Below are 18,713 nucleotides of genomic sequence, written 5' to 3' on the forward strand. Positions count from 1 at the left end.
AAACGAAAACGTCGGGGCAATGTGCTCACATGGGTCAATTCTCAGTGAAAATTATCTGGCTTACCGGGTCACTTCTCAGCGGAAATCAACATTGTTTTTGCTCGTCTTTCGCACTACTCAGGGTCTACAGCCACCGCAGGCAGCCTCGGATCAGAAATGGTTCGGGGTTTCCTCGTTATTGGGCCCTAAAAATCTCCATCCTTGCTTACTGAATTGCAGATTTTGATGTCTATTAGGCTTGTATCTCAGCAAAAATAGTCATCAGCTGATAAAGTAATGAACCAGATTGACCAAGACAATGAGCTGTGTCGGGATGCTCTTCAGCCAGTGGACCGTGACCAGTTGTTCCACGCAAGTGAGCTGGCAATCAGCGTCTGTCATCATGAAGAACCTCAACAGATTCCCGCCGGATAAATCATCAGGAGCCAGTTCAAGCATGGTCAGCCGCGCACCTTGACAGGATGAAGAAGCCCCGGCGTCGAAAACCTCACCGGCACCATCTGACGAACTGGCGTCACTTAGAAGAAAAAGCTTGTATGGACGCGTTGCGCATTAATTCGATCTTGTGCGTGCGCAAATTTTGCGCGGAACCGAGCGGCGGATTTAGTGCAACCCGCTATACATAGCTAGCGTAGAAAATTTGTGCGATTTGATTTCTATGCCATACTGCCAGACAAACTGGGAGATTTAGATCGGGAGGTTTTAGTTTAGATCAGACACCATGAAATGATACGAATACTTCAATAACCTCCTCAGAACATGTGAGGGTTGACTTGCGATCCGTTTTAGTAGCGATTTTGATATGGTCTGGTCTTGCGGCAGCTGCCCAAGTAACAAAACCATCTGACTTCGGTGACCTCCCTGATTGCTGGCCTTACAGTAAGCCTTGGCGGATAACCATTTGTAATTGTAGCGGTTCATACGGACCACGCCTAAGTGGCGACGGAATTTACAAACAAGGTTCCGATCCTTGCAAAGCCGCCTTTTACCAAGGCCTGTTGGATGCTGGTGGAAATGGCACTATCGCCATAGAGCCGGTTGCGGGTCTTTCAACCTACCCCGAGGGCTTCCGTAACGGCGTTCGTAGCAGCAAGGCATCAGGCGGCCCTGGGTATGTGGTTAGGCCAATCGTATCGTTAGCCGATATTTTTGCTGAACAGGCTAGAAGTGCAAATTTCTCTAAGGGCAATTCATTTCTCGACGAGTTTGTAGGCGTGTGGTCGAGCGGCGCAGACCTTTACTATTTTGATGGGCAAAAACTGATAGCCCTTACGGACGTACGAGGTGTCGAGCGCGAAATACTGCGTGGCCCAGCACCCTCTCCAAAAAGAACCTATCCAGCAGGCACAACTGTGATGCATGTATCGGACAGGGTATCTGATGGTTTCATTGGACATTGGTTATTTGAAAATCAAATCTGGGGTCGGGTCAGGGCAGAGTTGATTCACGTAGGGTACTTGTACGTAAGGCCTCAAGGAGAATGGGGGGCTCATGGAGGCTTGGGAATAAGTCTCTTTTTCGAGTCGAATACAAGAGTTGAGAGCTTATCAACCATCTATCCAGATGCCTTCCAATTATATGCTCCACTATCAGCGAATGATAATTCTCTAGCACCTGACGAGACTTCGTTTCCTTCCAGCAGAACGGCAGAACTTGAAGCAATTGCTAAGTACTATGCCGACCAAGCAGCTTTAAGCCAAGCGTATGTTAATACATTGGATTCAGTAATACTGGGCGCGACGGTTGTTCATACTGGCCTCGGCCATATTGCAACTGCGACAGGCGCTGCTTTCTGTGGGGGTGCACCTGTGTGCGGTCAATTGACCGGTGGAGTTTATTCGCTTTCTAGCGCTCTGACTTTCTTACTATTCGGTCAGGAAGATGAGGCCGCCAATTCAGCAGTAGGAGTAATAACAGGGTTGGCTGGTCCAGTTGGTGATGCTGTAGGTTTAGGATTGGACTTTCACTCTATCGGAACTGCCATTCAGAATGTCTTGGATCAGGACTAATGCGGCGGTCACGCTTGAGAAAGCGCTTTGTACGCCTGCCGAATTTTCAAACTCGTAACCCCTTCATTTTGCTAGTGCGGGAATCGTCACGGAAAACTGCTCGCTCAAGAGCCATGTGATTGGTAAAGGATCAGCGCTCCTATTATCGCCTGATTGTTTTGGCCGATTGTCCCCCCTGTTTCTGGGCCACTGGTTTATCGTTCCTCTGATACGGTTTCGGGAGCTGGTGGTCACATGTTGATCGCTTGGTAAGGGCGGGTGCGATAGTATTGCTTGAGCCAGCGATTGAGGACGATCTGGGCCTGTTCGGCGCGCGGATCAAATGGATGAACCGTTCAAAGAGCACCCGCTCCTCCGGCATTAGGTTTCGTGCCAAGTTAGTCTCAAGCGCAGATACACTCTTGAATCGCGATCAGCGGGCGCTGTGAATCACTTTTGGTCAACACGACCGAGTGTCTGATCCAAGGTCTTAACGCTCAAAAACTTGACGACGGCCGAAAATGCGAGCCAACTATTAGGAACGAAACACCCAGACGTGAGAAAAAGGTTAAAGCACGAAGTGTCGCCGCATAAACGGTTTTTTGTCATTTGGAGACTAAGATGAATTTCCCAAGACTAACTGGTACATTGTTCCTAAGTGGATTGTTTGGTTTTTTGGGACACGCCATCAGTGCTCAAGAAAAATACGATTTCCACACAATCAATAGTTTTGACTTGTTCGACTACGTGTCGTTTGCTGTAACGCTTGGTTACTATGATCTTGGGAAAGACTATGAGCGTAATAGTCGGATTGATCACGTCGCGGACTACCTCACAAGAAATTTGCACCAGAGCAAATGGCAAGCGATGTCGGCTTTCGAACAGCGTCAATTTCGGAAAGATTTGATTCAATCTGTTGAAGAGCGAGCAGCAAGATTCCCAAAGACGATGGAATTCGATGTATCATTTCAAGTTGGACTAGGGAAAGATTACTGGTTCGGAGATGAAACCTCCCTGGATCTGGGGACACTTGGTAACTTTTGGGTCTGCATACCGTACGAAGTAACGGATGCCACAACTGCAAATGGTGCTAACGGCGGATTTCCCTCAGTTCAAATTGTGTGGCCCAGTCAATTCTCCGGTGGGCAAACTCGAAGATGCCAAAACACGGCTGATGGTGTTATGCGCGCGTTCTCGGGACGCCTTCCGATGCCTGACGACAGTTTTGCAGAGGCCATGTTTGAAAGCGGTGGGGTAGCAACACTAGAGACCAAGTGCAGTCTTTCGAATGACAACATTGTTCACGCAAGACAACAAGGAAGTGGAAGTATTTTTGCCGGTTTGTCCCAATCTGGATCTGGACAAGGATTTGGTTGCATCAACAACGGAGAAGTCTCTATCCGCTCGGGCGAAAATGCTCTGACGTTCGTTACTCGCGGTGGTTCCCAGCTATTTGGTCGCTCTGAGGATGTTACAGCGTTGTTACCCCACTTCGAGGCGCTTACAGACTCAATTGCCGCTGGTGATCATTCCGCACTGAACAGTCATATAGATAAAACAGTTCCGAACGCAGATGCCACCTGGCGACAAAATTTCCCGTCGGCATCTGTTTACGTTGTAGCACGACGTCCGAACGGGGAAGAACAAAGCCGTGCAATAATGTGTCTAAAAGGGCTACCCGGACGGCCGGCGTACTTAGCATGTGGCGAAATCGACGCCGAATGGCAGCACGATACAAGCGTTTCCAAATCAAATGAAGTGGCCGTTGGCCAAACTAAATCTGAAGCTTCCTCGACGCCGATTTCTACTCCTGAGGATGCCCAAAGTATACTAGACGAGGCAGAGAAGCTCTACCAAGGAACTGAAACGGCTCCCGCCGAATTGCTGCAAGTGAAACGGCTCCTTGACCAAATCGCTTTTGAACATCCCTCCACTGACTTGGCGGTAAGCATTCTACTGCAAGAACAGGTAGGTGGAATTGATGTGGCAGAGCTAGATAGCCTTCTGGAGCAGCAAGAGAAAAAAATACAAGAGCCTAACTCCATTTCCGATTGTATTGGGAACTCGTTGCCCGAACAGCCGACCCAAGACTTGCGTGCCGTCATTAAAGTCGATCAGAATGGTGCTGTAGAGGGTTTCCCCGAGCTGGTAAACACAACCACGATAGATGCAGCCACACGCAAGTTTTTCAGTGACTTCGTTTCCGCGCTGGATTCCTGCGGACCATTTTCACCGTCATTTGCGAACAAGTCAGTTACGGCTGAGGTCTCGGTTGATGGCATCGTTTCTTTGACCGTCGATACTTCAGAACCGCAAAACGAAGCTACCGCGGAAAACGCCACACAGACACCACCTGAAAGCAATCGCGCAGTCACTTTCGCACCCGCTACGAAAGAAAGCGAAGCTGCATTATCACTGGAAAGCGGTGCAATTCGAGATATCCAAGCTAGGCTATTGGTTTTGGGGTTTGACCCAAATGGAGTTGACGGAAAAGTCGGGAAAGGTACTAGAAGTGCAATCGCACGGTGGCAAAGCTCTCTAAGTGTTGACCCGACAAGCTTTCTCAATGACCAGATCCTCGATGAGTTGAAGGTACGGTCAAATGAAAAGTTGGCCGTTTGGTTAAATGATCCCGACAATCAAAGGCTTTACAACCCGCCGCCACCAATCGCGATTGGGCCAGGTAATGTAACAGGAAATTGGCGTTACGTTACGAACTGTGGTCCGAATAGTCGCGTTGGTGCGATAAAAATAAACGGTGTGTTTAACATCAAGCACGCAGGCGGGAACAGATACACTGGATCGCTACGGAACTCTCAGGGTTTAAACGCGAGGGTCAACGCCACCTTGAACGGACGTTCGATATCTGCTGTCGCTAACTTTGGGCTATTGCTCGGAAAGACGACGTTGAACGCCAGGATAGCTGACTACAAGCTGACTATGTCTGGAAGGGATTCAAATCGCTGTTCATTTTATGCAAGCAAAGGCTAGGATGACAGGTTTTAACTTATCAGTTGACTGACGTTCCAATGCGCAGACATACTGGCGAATATTGAATTGAATTAGAGGAGCAACTAGTGAAAGTTGGTGGAGTTCTTGGATTAATTGGTGGTGTAATCGCACTGCTTGTGGGTGTGGTCGGATTCAAGTTAGCGGGAGCAGGATCAGGTATTATGTCTGGAATCGCATCTTTCAACGGTGATGCCAATTCCGCTCGGGTGAACGCAGACGTTCAGTCAACTCTAGCGTTCTACAGGACAATGTCTTTGCTGATGCCAATAATTGGCATTTTGGGTGCAGGCATGGCCTTTAAGAATGGTAAACTAGGCGGAGCCTTAATGGGTATTGCTGCGTTGGGCATTCTTTGGGCTTTTGGCTTCGGCGTTTTTTCACTCATTTGCGTAGTCCTTTTGGGTATCGGTGGTTTCTTGGCATTCTCGGATGCACAGAAGGGTCTGCAAACCGAGTCCTAAGGTTTCGCAAACCTCATCAATCTGGCATAGCAGGGGCTGCTCAACAGCCCCTGTAAGCTGAGGCACTAGGTGACTTGGCAGCCGTATAGTTTGGGTCGATCTCCATTGGAAATTGACTGCCCAATAAGCGAGGTTAAAGTGCTTGTTCCCACGCCGAATCTCTGAGTGGAGTTAGAGTGGATAGTAAATTCGATTGAAGAAATACCTTCTTGGTAGATGCGAAAGCGCCTAGGTTCGGAAGAATAGTTTCTTACTGTGTATAGCCGGCCTTGTCCCTGGGCTGCTGGAACTGGCCCATACGAAACTATTTGCATTGTGGAACAATCACCAACTGTTCTATCGAGTTCGCTTTTGCAAGATAGACCGCGCCTGCGAAGCTCTTTTTCCAAGAGCGGCACCGCCTCATTGATTTTGGTTGAAAATGCATAGCGCCCACACAGTTCGCTGTTTGTTAGATTTGCGGCATCTTGTTCAGAAAGTTTTGCGGTAGGTACAGCGCAATTTGACAGCAGCAAGATGCAAATAAGAAGACCTACCGTTAACTGTGCGAAGGATAACTTGCTTTCATTCATACCAAACACTTCTTGAAAATATGGTTTCCATAACCATCCATCAGGTTAGTCTTATGGCTCAAATAGCGCAGATCAGCACCAGAGATTTCCCAAAACTGATTGTTGGTACTATATGCTGATTTTACGTTTCGTGAGTTAATCTTTCTGAAGTCTATTTGTCGCCGAATGCTGCATCGAAACACTGTAGTCTTGCAATGTCGTTGTCTACAGACGAGCAGTGATGAGATTCCGTGGAACGCTCCGGTTGTGGCGGCATTTTCGAAACTTCGGCCTGTTGCGCGAATGTCTTTACTCTTCCTGCACAAACATCAGAAAGCTCTTGCAACAATTGACTGATCCTTTGAGCATTAAGTCCCTTGAAGAAAAAACCGCCAATAGCTTGGGACTTGTCAGAATTCAAAGTTTGATTGTCTGTCCTCTGGATGATTGACCTAAGAAAGAAGGATCGCCCGAATATAGGGTTTAAGGTAGTGTTTCCAAGCGCCGATGCCTGCCGACTTGAGGCGGCATCATAGTTCTCAAGATCGACTGAATAAATCTGCGTCTCGACACCAACGGTGTTCTGACCACTAGTATTTGAGCCCAACCACCATTCCCATCCGCCTGACGTAAAATCTCGATTCCCGGCAATTGGGGATTTATAGGTTATAGTAATCTGACAGGAGTTTTGATCGACGTTTGATGTCAGGCCAGGGCCCGAAAACAGGCGCTCCAACTCTAGTGCTGTAGCCTCCATGTCTGGAGGAATAGGTGTGTATTGTCTGGGCTTAGTCTCATGCGGAATCGCTAGTTGTTGTTTTGATGCAAGATCCGCCCATCGACTTGTATGGTATGGCGCAAAGCCATAGGGTTCAACGTACTGAACTAGCGAAGTTTGTTTTCCCTCTAGGTCGGTGATCACCCAAGGCGCTTCCCCACTAATGCACGCAGAAACTGTTTTACAGTTCCACTTAGCAACCGTTCCATAGCTGAAACATACATGGGACTCGGTAATCTTGTAGACGCCAATAGTTTCCTTTCCAGACGCGTTGACGAAGATTGTATTGCCAATATCACCGCCCTTGGCCAAATATTCGTCCCACTTCACGCCTTTAACATTCGTCCCTGAAATTTTCGCCCCCCACAGCAAACTCTTCAATGGAGCGCCTTCGAGTGGGGTTTTCGTTTCTTCGCATAGCGCACCGCTAGAACCATTGTTGGATTCAGCAGCGACGACCTCTTGCCCGTCATTGGCTAGTCCGGGGTCCGATGCGACATCTGGATCTGGTTGGGTGTTTGAATTCGCTATAGCTTGCACCCAAGGATTTACCGTTTTTACATATTGCATAGCCAAAGCAAGCTGAGGAATTTTGTGCTGCTGCAAAGACCCTGCGACTAGCATCTCGGTGTCTTCTACGACCTCGCGCCCCGTTTTTGAACTGAGCCATTCAGAGAACTCAACGCCGTCAATCCCAACATAGTTAGCAATCTCGATATTAGCTTTGGCAGTAGCAATTGATACGGGATCACCAGGCGCACGAAAACCAATTAGACTTCCTTGACTATTCGAGTTCAGAGCAGCATCCACCAGTTCCTTCGGCGATGGTGGTGCAGTATCAAAAACCACAGCGCTTCCACCAACCGTCATTCTGGCTATGTTAGCCAACCTCCCGCCCAAGGAGTGGCCAGTGAAGATAACTGATCCCAATTGACCAGTCACATAACTAGCCAGCCTTTTGGCGTCTGAAATTTGCCCGGTTTTAATGCTCGCTATAGTGGAGAGATTAGTAGTCCAATCTAAGGGGTGCTTGGTACCGCGAAACGCAAGAACATAGAGCCCATTGTCGTTAACAAAGAGAGTGGCCCAAAGATCTCCGGAATTTACGTTATCAAACTTGAATGACTGAACCACATGCCAGTTCTTCAATGGGAGTTTGTCCGAGCATCGATATTGTCGGGTTGCTCCATTTTCATCAATTCCGTAGGCCAAGGACGAGAGCCAAGCATAGTCCGCATTTTCTGCGACGATTGCTATCTTGTCGGCGCTTCCATACTGGGCGAGAAGTTCGTTTGCCAAAGCGGTTTTTGTAGCTGAGACATCAGCTTGCGGAGGTTTCGTTGAACCAGAACGCACAGCGGCGTTCCACACTTCGTTGATATCAATTGCCCCAAGCGAAGCACCTTTCGCAAGCCGCAAAGCGGGTAGAGATGTTGGTGCTTCCACTCTAACACGGTTGAGCATACGCCAAACGCCCAACAATGCTTGGTCACGCTGATCCTCGGTTAATCCGGCTGCCTCACGGTAATTCTTAACAGCTTCCACAAACAGTTCATTTGCGCACATAATCCGCTCTCGTTCTAAGTCAGTTTCCTGATTGAGCCTTGGGATACTTCTGAGGGACGCTCGCTGCTTTGGTCCTGGAAACTCCGAAGCGGAGATCGGATCAGTTACACTAACGGCAAATCCGGACTTCAGAACGTACAGTCTGGTTTCGTCCATCAACACATATGCTTCAGCACAACCCGCACTTCCACAGTTGCCATTCGAGGACTCAAAAACAAACAACCTATCCACTAAACCAGAGGAAGCGTTTCCGGGCACCTTCGTGGCTCGCACCTTCCAACTATCAATGGTGCATTCTGTGTAGCACTGGCGGCTCTCAAGTCGCTCCGATAGAGTTGCAAGAATATTAACATTGAAAAGCTCGTCGGCGAATGCGGCTGACGCAAAACAAAAGTAGACGAGCAAACCGGAAAGAAATCGGAGCATTACTGTATCTCCACTCATACAATACGCGTTTGATCCTGCCAGCCGCTTGCGAAAGCGGTCAAGAAATAATGGCAGATACTGTCAATATGTGCCTGACGAATGCAGACCAGATCGTCATCATCTGTGTGCAAACAAGTTGGCAATGCCATTCTGACACAAACCGTTGTTCATTTTTTTTGCAGCTATTTCCTAGTTCAGACACCTTTGCCGCGGAGTAGTTTCAGGCTCCATGCGAATTCTATCCTGTAGGCACTTCGTAAAAGGAAAGCCGTGTGACCTATCGAGCGGTTAATTGGCATTGACGAGCCGCATTCAACAGCAGCTTTGAAACAGCTTGAGTATCGATAGGGTCTTCAGCGACTAACCAGTGCAGCACTCGGTTTCGATGGGCACTCTGCGGTCCAGATTCCCCAGGTGAGCCAAATAGGCTCCAATCATTTCCATACTTTGCTACAAACTTGAAGCCAGCCCCACTGTCTCGCATATTGCTGGCGCCACTCAGTTCGGTGTCTAGCAGCCTTAGATCGATTGTGGCCCCAACATCCTTTATGCCCTGTAGACTGCCTTTGACCCATGAAACGACATATTTCAATTGTAGCTTGCAATCGTTGACTTGCGCGGTATGAGGCCACTTCATGAGCCGATGCCGGAAGTTCATCATTTGCAATAGTTGCGTCCAATCTCGATTGCTAAAATACACAGGCACTTCTTGAGCACTTGGTTCATTTTTTTCAGTTTGTGCGCTAAGCCCGTCAAAACATTGAAGCCTGGCAATATCGTTTTCGACAATGGCACACCGTTGGAAAGCTAAGCTAAGTTCTTCGCTCGATTGGACGCTGTCGTTATTCGACCCAGAACCTTGGGGGATTTCTCTTTCTTGAGCGATCTTCGGTGGAAAAAATGCTATCTCACTGCGACGGAACACCGGATTGTAAGCTGTATTGGGTCCGATTGTATTGCCCAACTTGTCGGGGATATCTTCGACGAGGATAACGCGGATTTCGTCTTCCCTGTTCTCAATCAGAGACGTTTTCCGGTCCTCGCTCATGTAAACTCCGTCAAGAAGGCGAAGTATTTGAGGCATTGAATTCTCAATACCTACTTCACAATACCAAAGCCGGAGGATCAGTTCGTCAGTTTGCGCTCCGTTTTCAGTATGTGCACAATTTGGCCCCCCGTCATACCAGCTTCCAAAGACACCCGTTGCTGCTACGTCAGTCGTTGATACCGTTGGCCATGAACTTGAACCTGGAAACCGTGCGCCAGACTGTACACCAGCATTAGCAGACCCTTGCGAAGAATCCAAAAAATCTGAGTTTCGTGCACCGAAACCATTTTGAACGGTACACGCGAGTGGGTTAGAGCTACCGTTGCAGGGGTGAGGCTCCGCGCTTGGTGTCCCTCCTTGACTGGCCCCCAGGAAGCCAGACATACGTGTCCCGGAGATTTTATTCTGCGTGCCGTTGAAAACCGTTGGAGGTTCAACAGCTTGAGCTACCATCACGTCGGAGCTAAGACCATTGCACGGGGGCACCCCAAAACGATCTGGCGAGCCCAAAAGTGAAACAACGGTTTCATTCAATGCGCCACTGGCCTCAAGGCAATGATCAGCTTGAAACTCCCGCAACGCCCGGATTGTTTGTTGCCCGACAGCACCGTCCATGGGTCCAGCATCGTAACCCCGTAAGTTGAGAGCGAGTTGGAGTACCGCTGGTTGAGTTCGCATTCCTTGAGGCGTGACACTTTTGAAATAGTCCACGGTGGAAGAATGCAGGCCAATTGGCACGCGCCGTACCATGTCGCCCGTCTCATCTCCAAACTCAAGGAAAGTCACCGCGCTCCCAATGATCCTACAACCACGACACTGATCCTGTGCGATCTCCGCTAATACAAAGCGTTGAGTGCCATTCGGGAGTGTTCGATGTGAATATACTTCGCCAAACCAACTTGTTGCTTCCGGGTACTGTCGAATAATTCTGCGACTCGTTTCATCTTGAAATACTCCAGCTAGATAATGGGTCGGTTGCACCAGCAACTCTTTTGTTGGACCATTTACTATGAAGTCTTGCCGACTTGGGTCCGCATTGCGTTCAGCCTGAACTAAGTCTAGCGAGCCAAGCTCATAAAATGCTGTGGCCCGAGTGAAGGCGATGTCATCGGGATGTGTTACACTCGCAGAAAACTTGACTGCTTCTTCATTCATACCAAGTTCACGCCAACAGTCTTCCATTCCAGACCCACCACACTCAGTGTATCCAGGTTCTCGATTCAGTTCGGCGACTACGTTAGGACCCCAATCCTCGTCTACCGCAGGCGAAACATTGGTGGGAGAAGTTGCCATATCTCGCAGCAAGGCTGTAAGCCATCCCTCGTTGCGAGCGACCTTGACCGTTTTTGCTGCCCCAGCCAAAACGTGGATTGCGTGAGTGTAGTCTTTGAGATTACTGAAGTTGGCCAAGGTACCAGCATCAACGACTTCGATATTTGATATTTCGACATCTTGGGGCCGAAAGAATCCTGACACTTGATCCTGCGGGCTACGAAAGCCGGAAACCTTGCCCTCTTGAAGTCCACCAAATCCCAATTCACGCATTTCGTTTAACCCGAGCGGCGCGGAATTGAAAATAACTGCTGGGTGGCCAGTTTTCATACTAGCTGCTTGCGCCAATCGCCCTCCCAGCGAGTGGCCTGTAAAGCCTAGTTTGGGGTATTTTTTTGATAGTTCTGCCGCGAGTTCTAAAGCATCATCTACTTGTTCGTTAAACAAGGTGGACGGAGACCCAGTACCATACAGGTTTGTAACCCAATCCCCGCGAGTTGCAGACCCACGGAAAGCTAGAACGGTTTCTCCGTCACCAGCAATGAATAGCTTTGCGGAGACATCACCAACTAGCAGTCGGTCAACTTCAAAACCCTGTACCTCGCGCCACCCGGCGTCTCCCGCTGCCCGCAGACCTTCTTCATCTCCGTAAGCTGCCCAGGATAGAATTGCATAGTCAGCCACGTTGGCGACCAAATTTATTCTTTTCAGGTCACCGGCATATCTCTTCAGAATATCACTAGCTACGCTCTTGGCACCATCAGTGGCATTAATACTGCCAACTTTATCAACCGAGAAGCTAATCTTTTGCAGATTCACGCCTGCCGGGTTTTCTTGTGATAGAATTGCCCGACCTGCATTTGTCGACGGATAGCCGGCGACAACCTGCTCGAAGTACAAGCGAACCAGTTCATATTTCCCGCGGGCTTGTTCCTTAGGAAGGTTTTCAGCGTGTTTATAAGTCTGGACCGCATCTACAAATAAGGCATTGGCATTTGCGTCATTGGGCAATGCGTTTTCGCTTAGTGCAGGTGTAGAGGAACTGAGCACATAAACGGCCATAGCGTAAGCGAACCCTCTAAACATGCACTCCTCCAAAATCACCTAACTCAACACCAGTATGTCTACAATTCGCTGTGAGTGCGGTTTCGTCAAGGATCATGCCCGACGAAGAAAATGGACGGATTCTCTTGTGATCTGCCTCCAAATGATTTTTGTAATAATATGGCTTCATGTAATTCTGTGCGGGGAAGCCGAGAGAGACGGTCGAGCGAGCCGATCTCAAATCCACCCCTCCAAACCCTATAGATTCCAGCCTTTTTTCCGGGCTGGATATCAAAACCTTGGTCCTCAATTTCCGCCAAGAATGCAGATATGCCGTCGGATGAGCGCGCGAGTGACTGGAGCTCTTTACGGATCTTCTTGATGTCGATGGTCTTCTTATAGTCGACACCATCCTTGGCCTCGGCCTGCTCCAGTTTGCGGTTTAGGATTTGCTGCTCTCTTGAGGAAAACCCCGCCACGGCGCGATACTCCAGCCAATCTTCTCTTTTCATACCAGCTTCGACAGCGGCCTCTTCGAGGGCAAACTGGAAGCGCGCGAGATCAATCTCTGGGTGGTTTTCAGCCAGGTTATTGTAGACGGCCTTGTTCATGGCACCAGGAACCATGTCGTGCCCGAACTGCAACTCGGCCAATCGTGACAGCTTTTCGTTTCTCAGGGCCGTAAAGCCGTTTTTGACCACCAACCCAGTTCCTGTGTCTACCTCTGGGACCGCGATGTGGTAGTGATACTCGCTTCCGGGCTTGCCATCGTCCCGTGGCTTCTTGTGTCGAACGACACAGATCCGCTGGCGGATATCGTCGCTCAGATTGAATTCCTTGGAATAGTTTTCGATCATTTGCCGCAGTTGCCCGATAGACAGTTCTTGTCCGGGTGATACGATTTGGTGGCGGACGGAGAACGCCTTCCCCATCCACTGAGAGACAGCGCCCATAGCCATGATCTGGGACTTGGAGCCCATGATCCAGGTGACCTCCTCGTTTTCACCTGGGCTCCCGACATAGGCCGCGAAATTCGCGGTATTAGCCGTCGGTATTCTGGTCGTGACCTGAATCAACTGCGTCCATCCTATCCAAAATTTTTTCTTCGAGCGCCTTGAGGTCCATCAGAGAGTCCATGATGTCCGCGGTGTGCTGCTCAGACATCACGCCACCCTTCCTGGCAGAGTGCACCATGGCAATGGCTTGATTGGTAAGGTTTCCAATTCGTCCCATCTCGCCGACAAACGACGCGGCCTCCATAGCCTCAACAGAGGGCTTAGTTGGCCCCCTGCCCCGTGGAGACTTTCTGCTGACTAGGTCCTCAGGTTTTGAATGCCAATCGGGCAGCTCATCCTCCAGAAAACGTATGATCGCCTCCCTGGCAACCGAGGTCCCTGAGACGCCATACCGGTTCGCCACGAGATCAAGCGCATCCCCGACAGCAGTCGAAACTCGGATGCCGAGAAGCCTTTCCAGTTTCCGTTTCTCACTCTTGCTCATGAACGCAATTCCAACAAAGAATTCTGCAATCAAAATCGGGGTTCACGGGGCAGAGCCCCTGGCCATGTTTTCGCGGTCATCCCCGGAGGGGGCGGTTAGCGAAACTGCTGGCTCCAGATGATGAACCCATTCCGCAGATTGCAGAAAGGATACAAAAGTCAAATTTTCTGAGAATTTCTATGATCTCATAGGCACCTAAATGAACTCTCTAGATCGCCCAAGTTGAGGCCATGAACAGGTTTCTTGCTCTGGTTCTCCCCTGCCCTTCTACTGGGGAACCTCGGGAGATTATACTGATGGCTCAGGACTCCACCCTCTCCTGAACGTCCAAAAAACAGGTGAAAATAGGTCAAATGTAATGCGACTATAGGCAATTGTTGGACCACTCTGACCGCTGTGGTTCATTTATAGAGGGTTGGATGTGCAGCAGGCGGCGCAGATGGTGTGGTGGGAAAGAAACGCGGGCTGCCTTTGAGAGCCTCCTCTACTTTTCCGACTCTTCATTCAACTCTGAAGATCTTGCAACCGAAGACGCTGTTACAGTATTGCGCAATAATACTGATCCGATCTGCACGTTGCGATGGCTTATTGCCAACGACCCCAAAAATCTGGAAGGCTCTCGGAGATACAGAGCAGACTGCAAGGTGCTGTTCAAGAAAGTCGGAATAACTGGAACAATGCGCTTCAAAATGGTTTCACCGGGGCGGTTTCAAGGCTCCATCAGCAACTCTTTGGGCGAAAACGCAACAATACATGCCTCTGTATCCGGAAATGCGATTGCGTCGAAGATCATTTGGCCCAGTCAGAAGACAACTTCGCGCCAAATTTCGTCAACACGGTCAACAAGCTTGAGCGGCAAGGATTCAAACAACTGCGATGTAGTGGCTTGGAGGAACTAGTTTATTTTCTTATGCGCTTATTACCGCACTCCAATAACCCACGGAGACCAACTCAGTGCAAGCTTAGAATAATTGCCCGTATTTGGGTCAAGAAAAGCTAAGCTTGTGATCCCAACCTGCCTACCGTCCGAGTTTATATAGCCAACACCCAGAGTTGTGCCCGTTAATGATAAATCGCTTGGATCGATACCCAACGACATAACGAGATTAGTAGTTTGGCCTGAAGTGAATGTGCGCCCGGAAAAATCACCTGATATAAGTGGTTTTGCAGGTGTGTTGAAACTTAATACAAGTCCGTTGTGAAGCATTTTTGTGCTCATCGGGCCATAGCTTAAAATCCGACCGTAATCGGCTTCATAGGCAAAGGGCAGAACCCGAAAATATTCATTGGGTCCTTGACTGATCGTTACTCCAGAGCGTCCATATCGATTGAAGAAATCCTGGGCTACTTGTTCTGCTGCTTCCTGTAGAGACCATGCCATCCGATGCAATTCATGCGCTACCCGGAACATCGAATGAGAACCTGGTATATACGCCCACTCATCTACCACGCTGTCAGCTGGGATTGCGCCGGAGTCTTCAAACACTATGCTTCCCGATATTCGCAAACCATCTACTGTATCCAAGTAGGAAAGTTCTCCGTTGAAAGGAAGTTTAGTTCCCGCCGGTACAACTACACGAAACTCCTTCAACAATGGAGGTCCATACTTAGGCGTCAGGTTTCTTTCAATGATCGCGTCCAGTACACCTTTGCTCAGCCCTGTTCGTTCTAGTGTGGAGATCACTACTTCAGCGTTATGGTGCTTTTTCAAAAGATCCACCTGAACTGATAGTTCACCGGCCACACTGATGCGGCCCTGACTCGTAGAACCAAATCTTTTGGATCGTACCTCAATCGGAACCAGCCAATCCGGCAGTACTGAAGAAAGATAAGAGTCTAAATCCGCATCACCACTTAGAAAACGGGGATCGTTCCGACGCAGTGATGGCTGCGAAAGATTCAAATAATCTGCGGTAACTTCATAGGCTTCTTCAATTGTTGCATCGGGTTGTCGTTGCTCTTTTTGCATAGAAACTTGAACATCTAAGCCACAAGTCTCAGGAAAAAGCGGTGCCCAGTCTAAACAGTTTTCCAACCACCAAGCTTCAGTGACCTGCCCTACCGATTGTCTTACATGCCAAACTCCAGCCTCATGCTGTAGTATTGCTTCGAAGCCAGTGGGATTTCCGAGATTCAAATCGACCAAACCTTCTCGAAATGCGGGAGTGTCGGTTACATTGATAGGAATGCCACCGGGGCGCTGAGCCGTTGCTGCTAAATAGGCTGTTTCGTCGATAACCCGCAAAGTGCCAACCAGAAACTCCACATCTGGACCATAGAGAGCCTCTGCGTCCGGCCGAGCGGCGTCAAGAATGATCTTTCGCAATTCTGAGCCTCTTGGAGGTTCGAAGGGTCTACCAGTCGAGCTGGGAATGATTGATTGTTCTGGTGCTGTTTGGGAACTGTTCGGGGCCGAAGAGATGCCAGTACTAAAAGTTACCAACACGCTGTCATTTGGGCATCTGGAATATGTTTTACCTCCTGATGCTGTACCCACTAGAGGTTCGCGATACGTCTCGGGCGACAGAACGTCGATCAAGAACTTCCCCGGATCTACCGCATTTCCTACGTGATAGTTGCCTTTCAGCTGTGTGATCCCTTTAACGATATCGCTACGGGTAATCTCAAAACCGTCTTCAATACCGAACAGTATAAAACTAGGCCTGACCAATCGCTGAACTTCGAACACGAGATCATATGGTATACTGTCTCGGTCACACCACTTTGTGTCCGAAACATATGTTCCTGGCACCAGAGGACTATTTGCGGAGATTACCTCCGGAACCACGGCATTTGCACATGTCGCGGATAGGCCATCTGCGCTTTGCAAAGCACGCACTGTCTCCGAACTGGGTTGCGCGGTAATCTCCAAGCAATTCTCGGCTTGAAACTCCATAAGAGCCTGACGAGTCTGCGGGCCTGGAATGCCGTCCATCTCGCCAGCGTTATATCCCAGCATGTTTAGGCGGTACTGAAGGGCCTTCGCATTTTGTGCAAAATCCATATGCCGCCAACCAGACGGATCTTCGCTCACTGAATTCTGCGCGTTAAATAAGAAGCCAACGGAATGATCAACCAATCCAACATTAGTTGTTCGGACGAATTGACCAGTTTCGTCATAATCTATGAACCGGACGGATGTTCCAACGGCTTTGCAATCACGACACCCATCGCTAAGCATAGTCAGTTCGATAAAACGTTGCCCACCGCCAGGTAAGAGTCGGTGCATCACACCGGAAGATGTTCCAATCAAATTTGGAATCCTGCCAGCGAGTTTCTGGCTCGCATTGTCTAAGAAAGTGCCCGAAATCTTGAACGGAGGCCCCGTCACTGGCACTACTCCGGTAGACCCGTTGACAATGACCGAAGGACGGAACCTATCAGATGTCGCCGCAACGTGGCCGATCCGCATGTGAACCAGGTCAACATTTCCTAGCTCGATGAACTCAGCGGCGAACGCTTCCCCAATGTATTCGGGGTCATACCGTTCAGAAAAATCGATGGCGCGGTTTGTGACACCAAGGTCAACCAGAACGCTACGTTGATCTTCGCGCCTGTCATATCGTCTATTCCAGACTGAGTGATTTGTCGGCACCACGATTTCGGGCCCCCAAACTGAGGGGATAGTTTGCGTGGACGACACATCCATCACAGGTGAACGGCGCGCGGCAGCTGCAAGATTTTCTTCATGAATATTCGCTAGATCTGTTACACCTAGCATAATGTTTGCAGCGCGTGCTGGCGCATCTTGTCCAAGATTGGCTATCACAAGCAAATTATCGGCGACGTTCAAAGCAGGTATATTACTTTCCGCACCCATTTCTTGAATGTCACCAACCAATTTTTCTGCCCGTTTTGTTTCCCCTCGATAGGCCGCCCTCAAGGCTCCAAAGCCAACGTTAAATATCCGCGTGACGGCTGGAGCGTCATCCTCCCCCACAATATCGGCAACGCCACTTTGCATATCATATAGAGCGCCCTTAACCGCCTTTTGGGTGTTTGGGCTATCGGGATAGGCGACGAACAACCAGGCCGCTGTTTGCATAGAGAGTGCTGTCTGAATCAGCCCGCTTTCTTGTGTCCGATTGAGCGCATTGGTGGCGACCATGATATCGCGAGCATCCTTCACTCGACCAAAAACCATGCTAACGGCAACACTCGGATCTTGTTGCGCCTTCATCAAATCCCAACCTTCTTTGAAGGCGGCATCGACACCCGCGCGTAACATGTTTTGAAACTCTGGCGACATCTCCGGCCAAGGGCCCGACATCACAATATCCGCAAAAACAGATGCCGCGACCTCTTGCAGTTTTTTCTCGGTGATGTCTGCTATTAGTTGCTCAGAGAAAACGGTCGTCGAGTCTAACAACCCACTGTCTTCGGCCATCGCGTTTAGGACTGACATGTATTCAGACGGATCGATGATTTCTTCACCTGCTGCTTCGGTACCATTGGAGACAAAAACAGCAATCATATAGGCGATCCTTAACTGAAGCGCGCCTACGGCGTCCTGAGTTATTGCTGACGGATCAATTTGGAGGCTTGCCAGTGTTTCGGGATAATGGCTTTGTAAGAATGCCATCATCATACCCAGATCGGAGAGGTCGAGAGGATCACTTTGTGGGGCGACGGCGGTAGACGTTGATTTTACGGCATCGGATGGAAATTCGGGAAGGCGCGAAAGGTCTACTCCCCCAGGAAATCCCCCGGCCGCGATCAAATAAGCGGGAGCCGATTCCGGAAAGTCAGTTTGGATACGCTGAAAAAGCCGAGCGACCTCCATAAGATCAGATGTGGCCTCTTCTTCATTTTTTGCGGAAACCTGATGATAAAGAGTAACTGCATCAACAAAAAGCTGGTCTGGAGATTGTGCCGCTGAGTTCTGTGACGTGTCTTGGGCCGAGGCCGGTGCCAACAGCAAAAGCGCAAGCATCAGGCCAATTAGTGCTCTATTAACTGAACGGTCATCCATCCGCAGCGCGGATGAAAGTCTATCTCGCTTGATCATATCCCACCCCAAAATCGCAATGTTAAGTTTGACCAATTTATCTTCCACTAATGTGGGAG

At 49.3% G+C, this 18,713-nt stretch carries 9 protein-coding genes; 3 read left to right on the forward strand and 6 right to left on the reverse strand.

Annotated elements, in window-relative coordinates; all coding sequences use genetic code 11:
• Positions 1–261: 261 nt before the first annotated feature.
• The gene (locus ACR0JI_RS20385) at positions 262–438 is read right to left on the reverse strand and encodes a hypothetical protein (protein WP_480496364.1); all 177 of its coding nucleotides are present in this window, start codon (positions 436–438) and stop codon (positions 262–264) included.
• A gap of 335 nt (positions 439–773) precedes the next feature.
• On the opposite strand from ACR0JI_RS20385, the gene ACR0JI_RS20390 reads away from it, so the two are divergent.
• From ACR0JI_RS20390 to ACR0JI_RS20400, 3 genes are all read left to right on the forward strand, one after another.
• On the forward strand, positions 774–2,009 hold the full coding sequence (locus tag ACR0JI_RS20390) for an LCCL domain-containing protein (RefSeq protein ID WP_480496362.1): 1,236 nt from the start codon (positions 774–776) through the stop codon (positions 2,007–2,009).
• A gap of 600 nt (positions 2,010–2,609) precedes the next feature.
• Positions 2,610–4,979, forward strand: coding sequence for a peptidoglycan-binding domain-containing protein (locus ACR0JI_RS20395; protein ID WP_480496360.1), 2,370 nt, complete (start codon positions 2,610–2,612; stop codon positions 4,977–4,979).
• A gap of 86 nt (positions 4,980–5,065) precedes the next feature.
• The gene (locus tag ACR0JI_RS20400) at positions 5,066–5,461 is read left to right on the forward strand and encodes a hypothetical protein (protein WP_209508281.1); all 396 of its coding nucleotides are present in this window, start codon (positions 5,066–5,068) and stop codon (positions 5,459–5,461) included.
• A 723-nt stretch (positions 5,462–6,184) separates the two neighbouring features.
• Here ACR0JI_RS20400 and ACR0JI_RS20405 read toward each other — a convergent pair.
• The 5 genes from ACR0JI_RS20405 to ACR0JI_RS20425 form a co-directional block, all read right to left on the reverse strand.
• Complete coding sequence (locus ACR0JI_RS20405) at positions 6,185–8,782, reverse strand: Tle-like phospholipase domain-containing protein (RefSeq protein WP_480496358.1); 2,598 nt, start codon at positions 8,780–8,782, stop codon at positions 6,185–6,187.
• Between the two features lie 277 nt (positions 8,783–9,059).
• On the reverse strand, positions 9,060–12,188 hold the full coding sequence (locus ACR0JI_RS20410; protein ID WP_480496356.1) for a peptidoglycan-binding domain-containing protein: 3,129 nt from the start codon (positions 12,186–12,188) through the stop codon (positions 9,060–9,062).
• 65 nt (positions 12,189–12,253) lie between these two features.
• Positions 12,254–13,222: a hypothetical protein gene (locus tag ACR0JI_RS20415; RefSeq protein WP_480496354.1), complete on the reverse strand. Its 969-nt coding sequence runs from the start codon at positions 13,220–13,222 to the stop codon at positions 12,254–12,256.
• Positions 13,188–13,646 (reverse strand): hypothetical protein, encoded by a 459-nt coding sequence (locus ACR0JI_RS20420; RefSeq protein WP_480496352.1) that lies wholly within the window; start codon positions 13,644–13,646, stop codon positions 13,188–13,190. Before ACR0JI_RS20420 ends, ACR0JI_RS20415 begins: the two co-directional genes overlap by 35 nt.
• Before the next feature lie 919 nt (positions 13,647–14,565).
• On the reverse strand, positions 14,566–18,690 hold the full coding sequence (locus tag ACR0JI_RS20425) for a peptidoglycan-binding domain-containing protein (RefSeq protein WP_480496350.1): 4,125 nt from the start codon (positions 18,688–18,690) through the stop codon (positions 14,566–14,568).
• Positions 18,691–18,713 lie beyond the last annotated feature (23 nt).

It is taken from the genome of Ruegeria sp. N10 (assembly GCF_056531545.1).

What these genes read in the sequence shown, in the direction of transcription:
- ACR0JI_RS20395 (WP_480496360.1), top strand. Translation starts at nt 2,610, where the DNA reads ATGAATTTCCCAAGACTAACTGGTACATTGTTCCTAAGTGGATTGTTT.
- ACR0JI_RS20385 (WP_480496364.1), bottom strand. Translation starts at nt 438, where the DNA reads ATGCTTGAACTGGCTCCTGATGATTTATCCGGCGGGAATCTGTTGAGG.
- ACR0JI_RS20410 (WP_480496356.1), bottom strand. Translation starts at nt 12,188, where the DNA reads ATGTTTAGAGGGTTCGCTTACGCTATGGCCGTTTATGTGCTCAGTTCC.
- ACR0JI_RS20420 (WP_480496352.1), bottom strand. Translation starts at nt 13,646, where the DNA reads ATGAGCAAGAGTGAGAAACGGAAACTGGAAAGGCTTCTCGGCATCCGA.
- ACR0JI_RS20405 (WP_480496358.1), bottom strand. Translation starts at nt 8,782, where the DNA reads ATGCTCCGATTTCTTTCCGGTTTGCTCGTCTACTTTTGTTTTGCGTCA.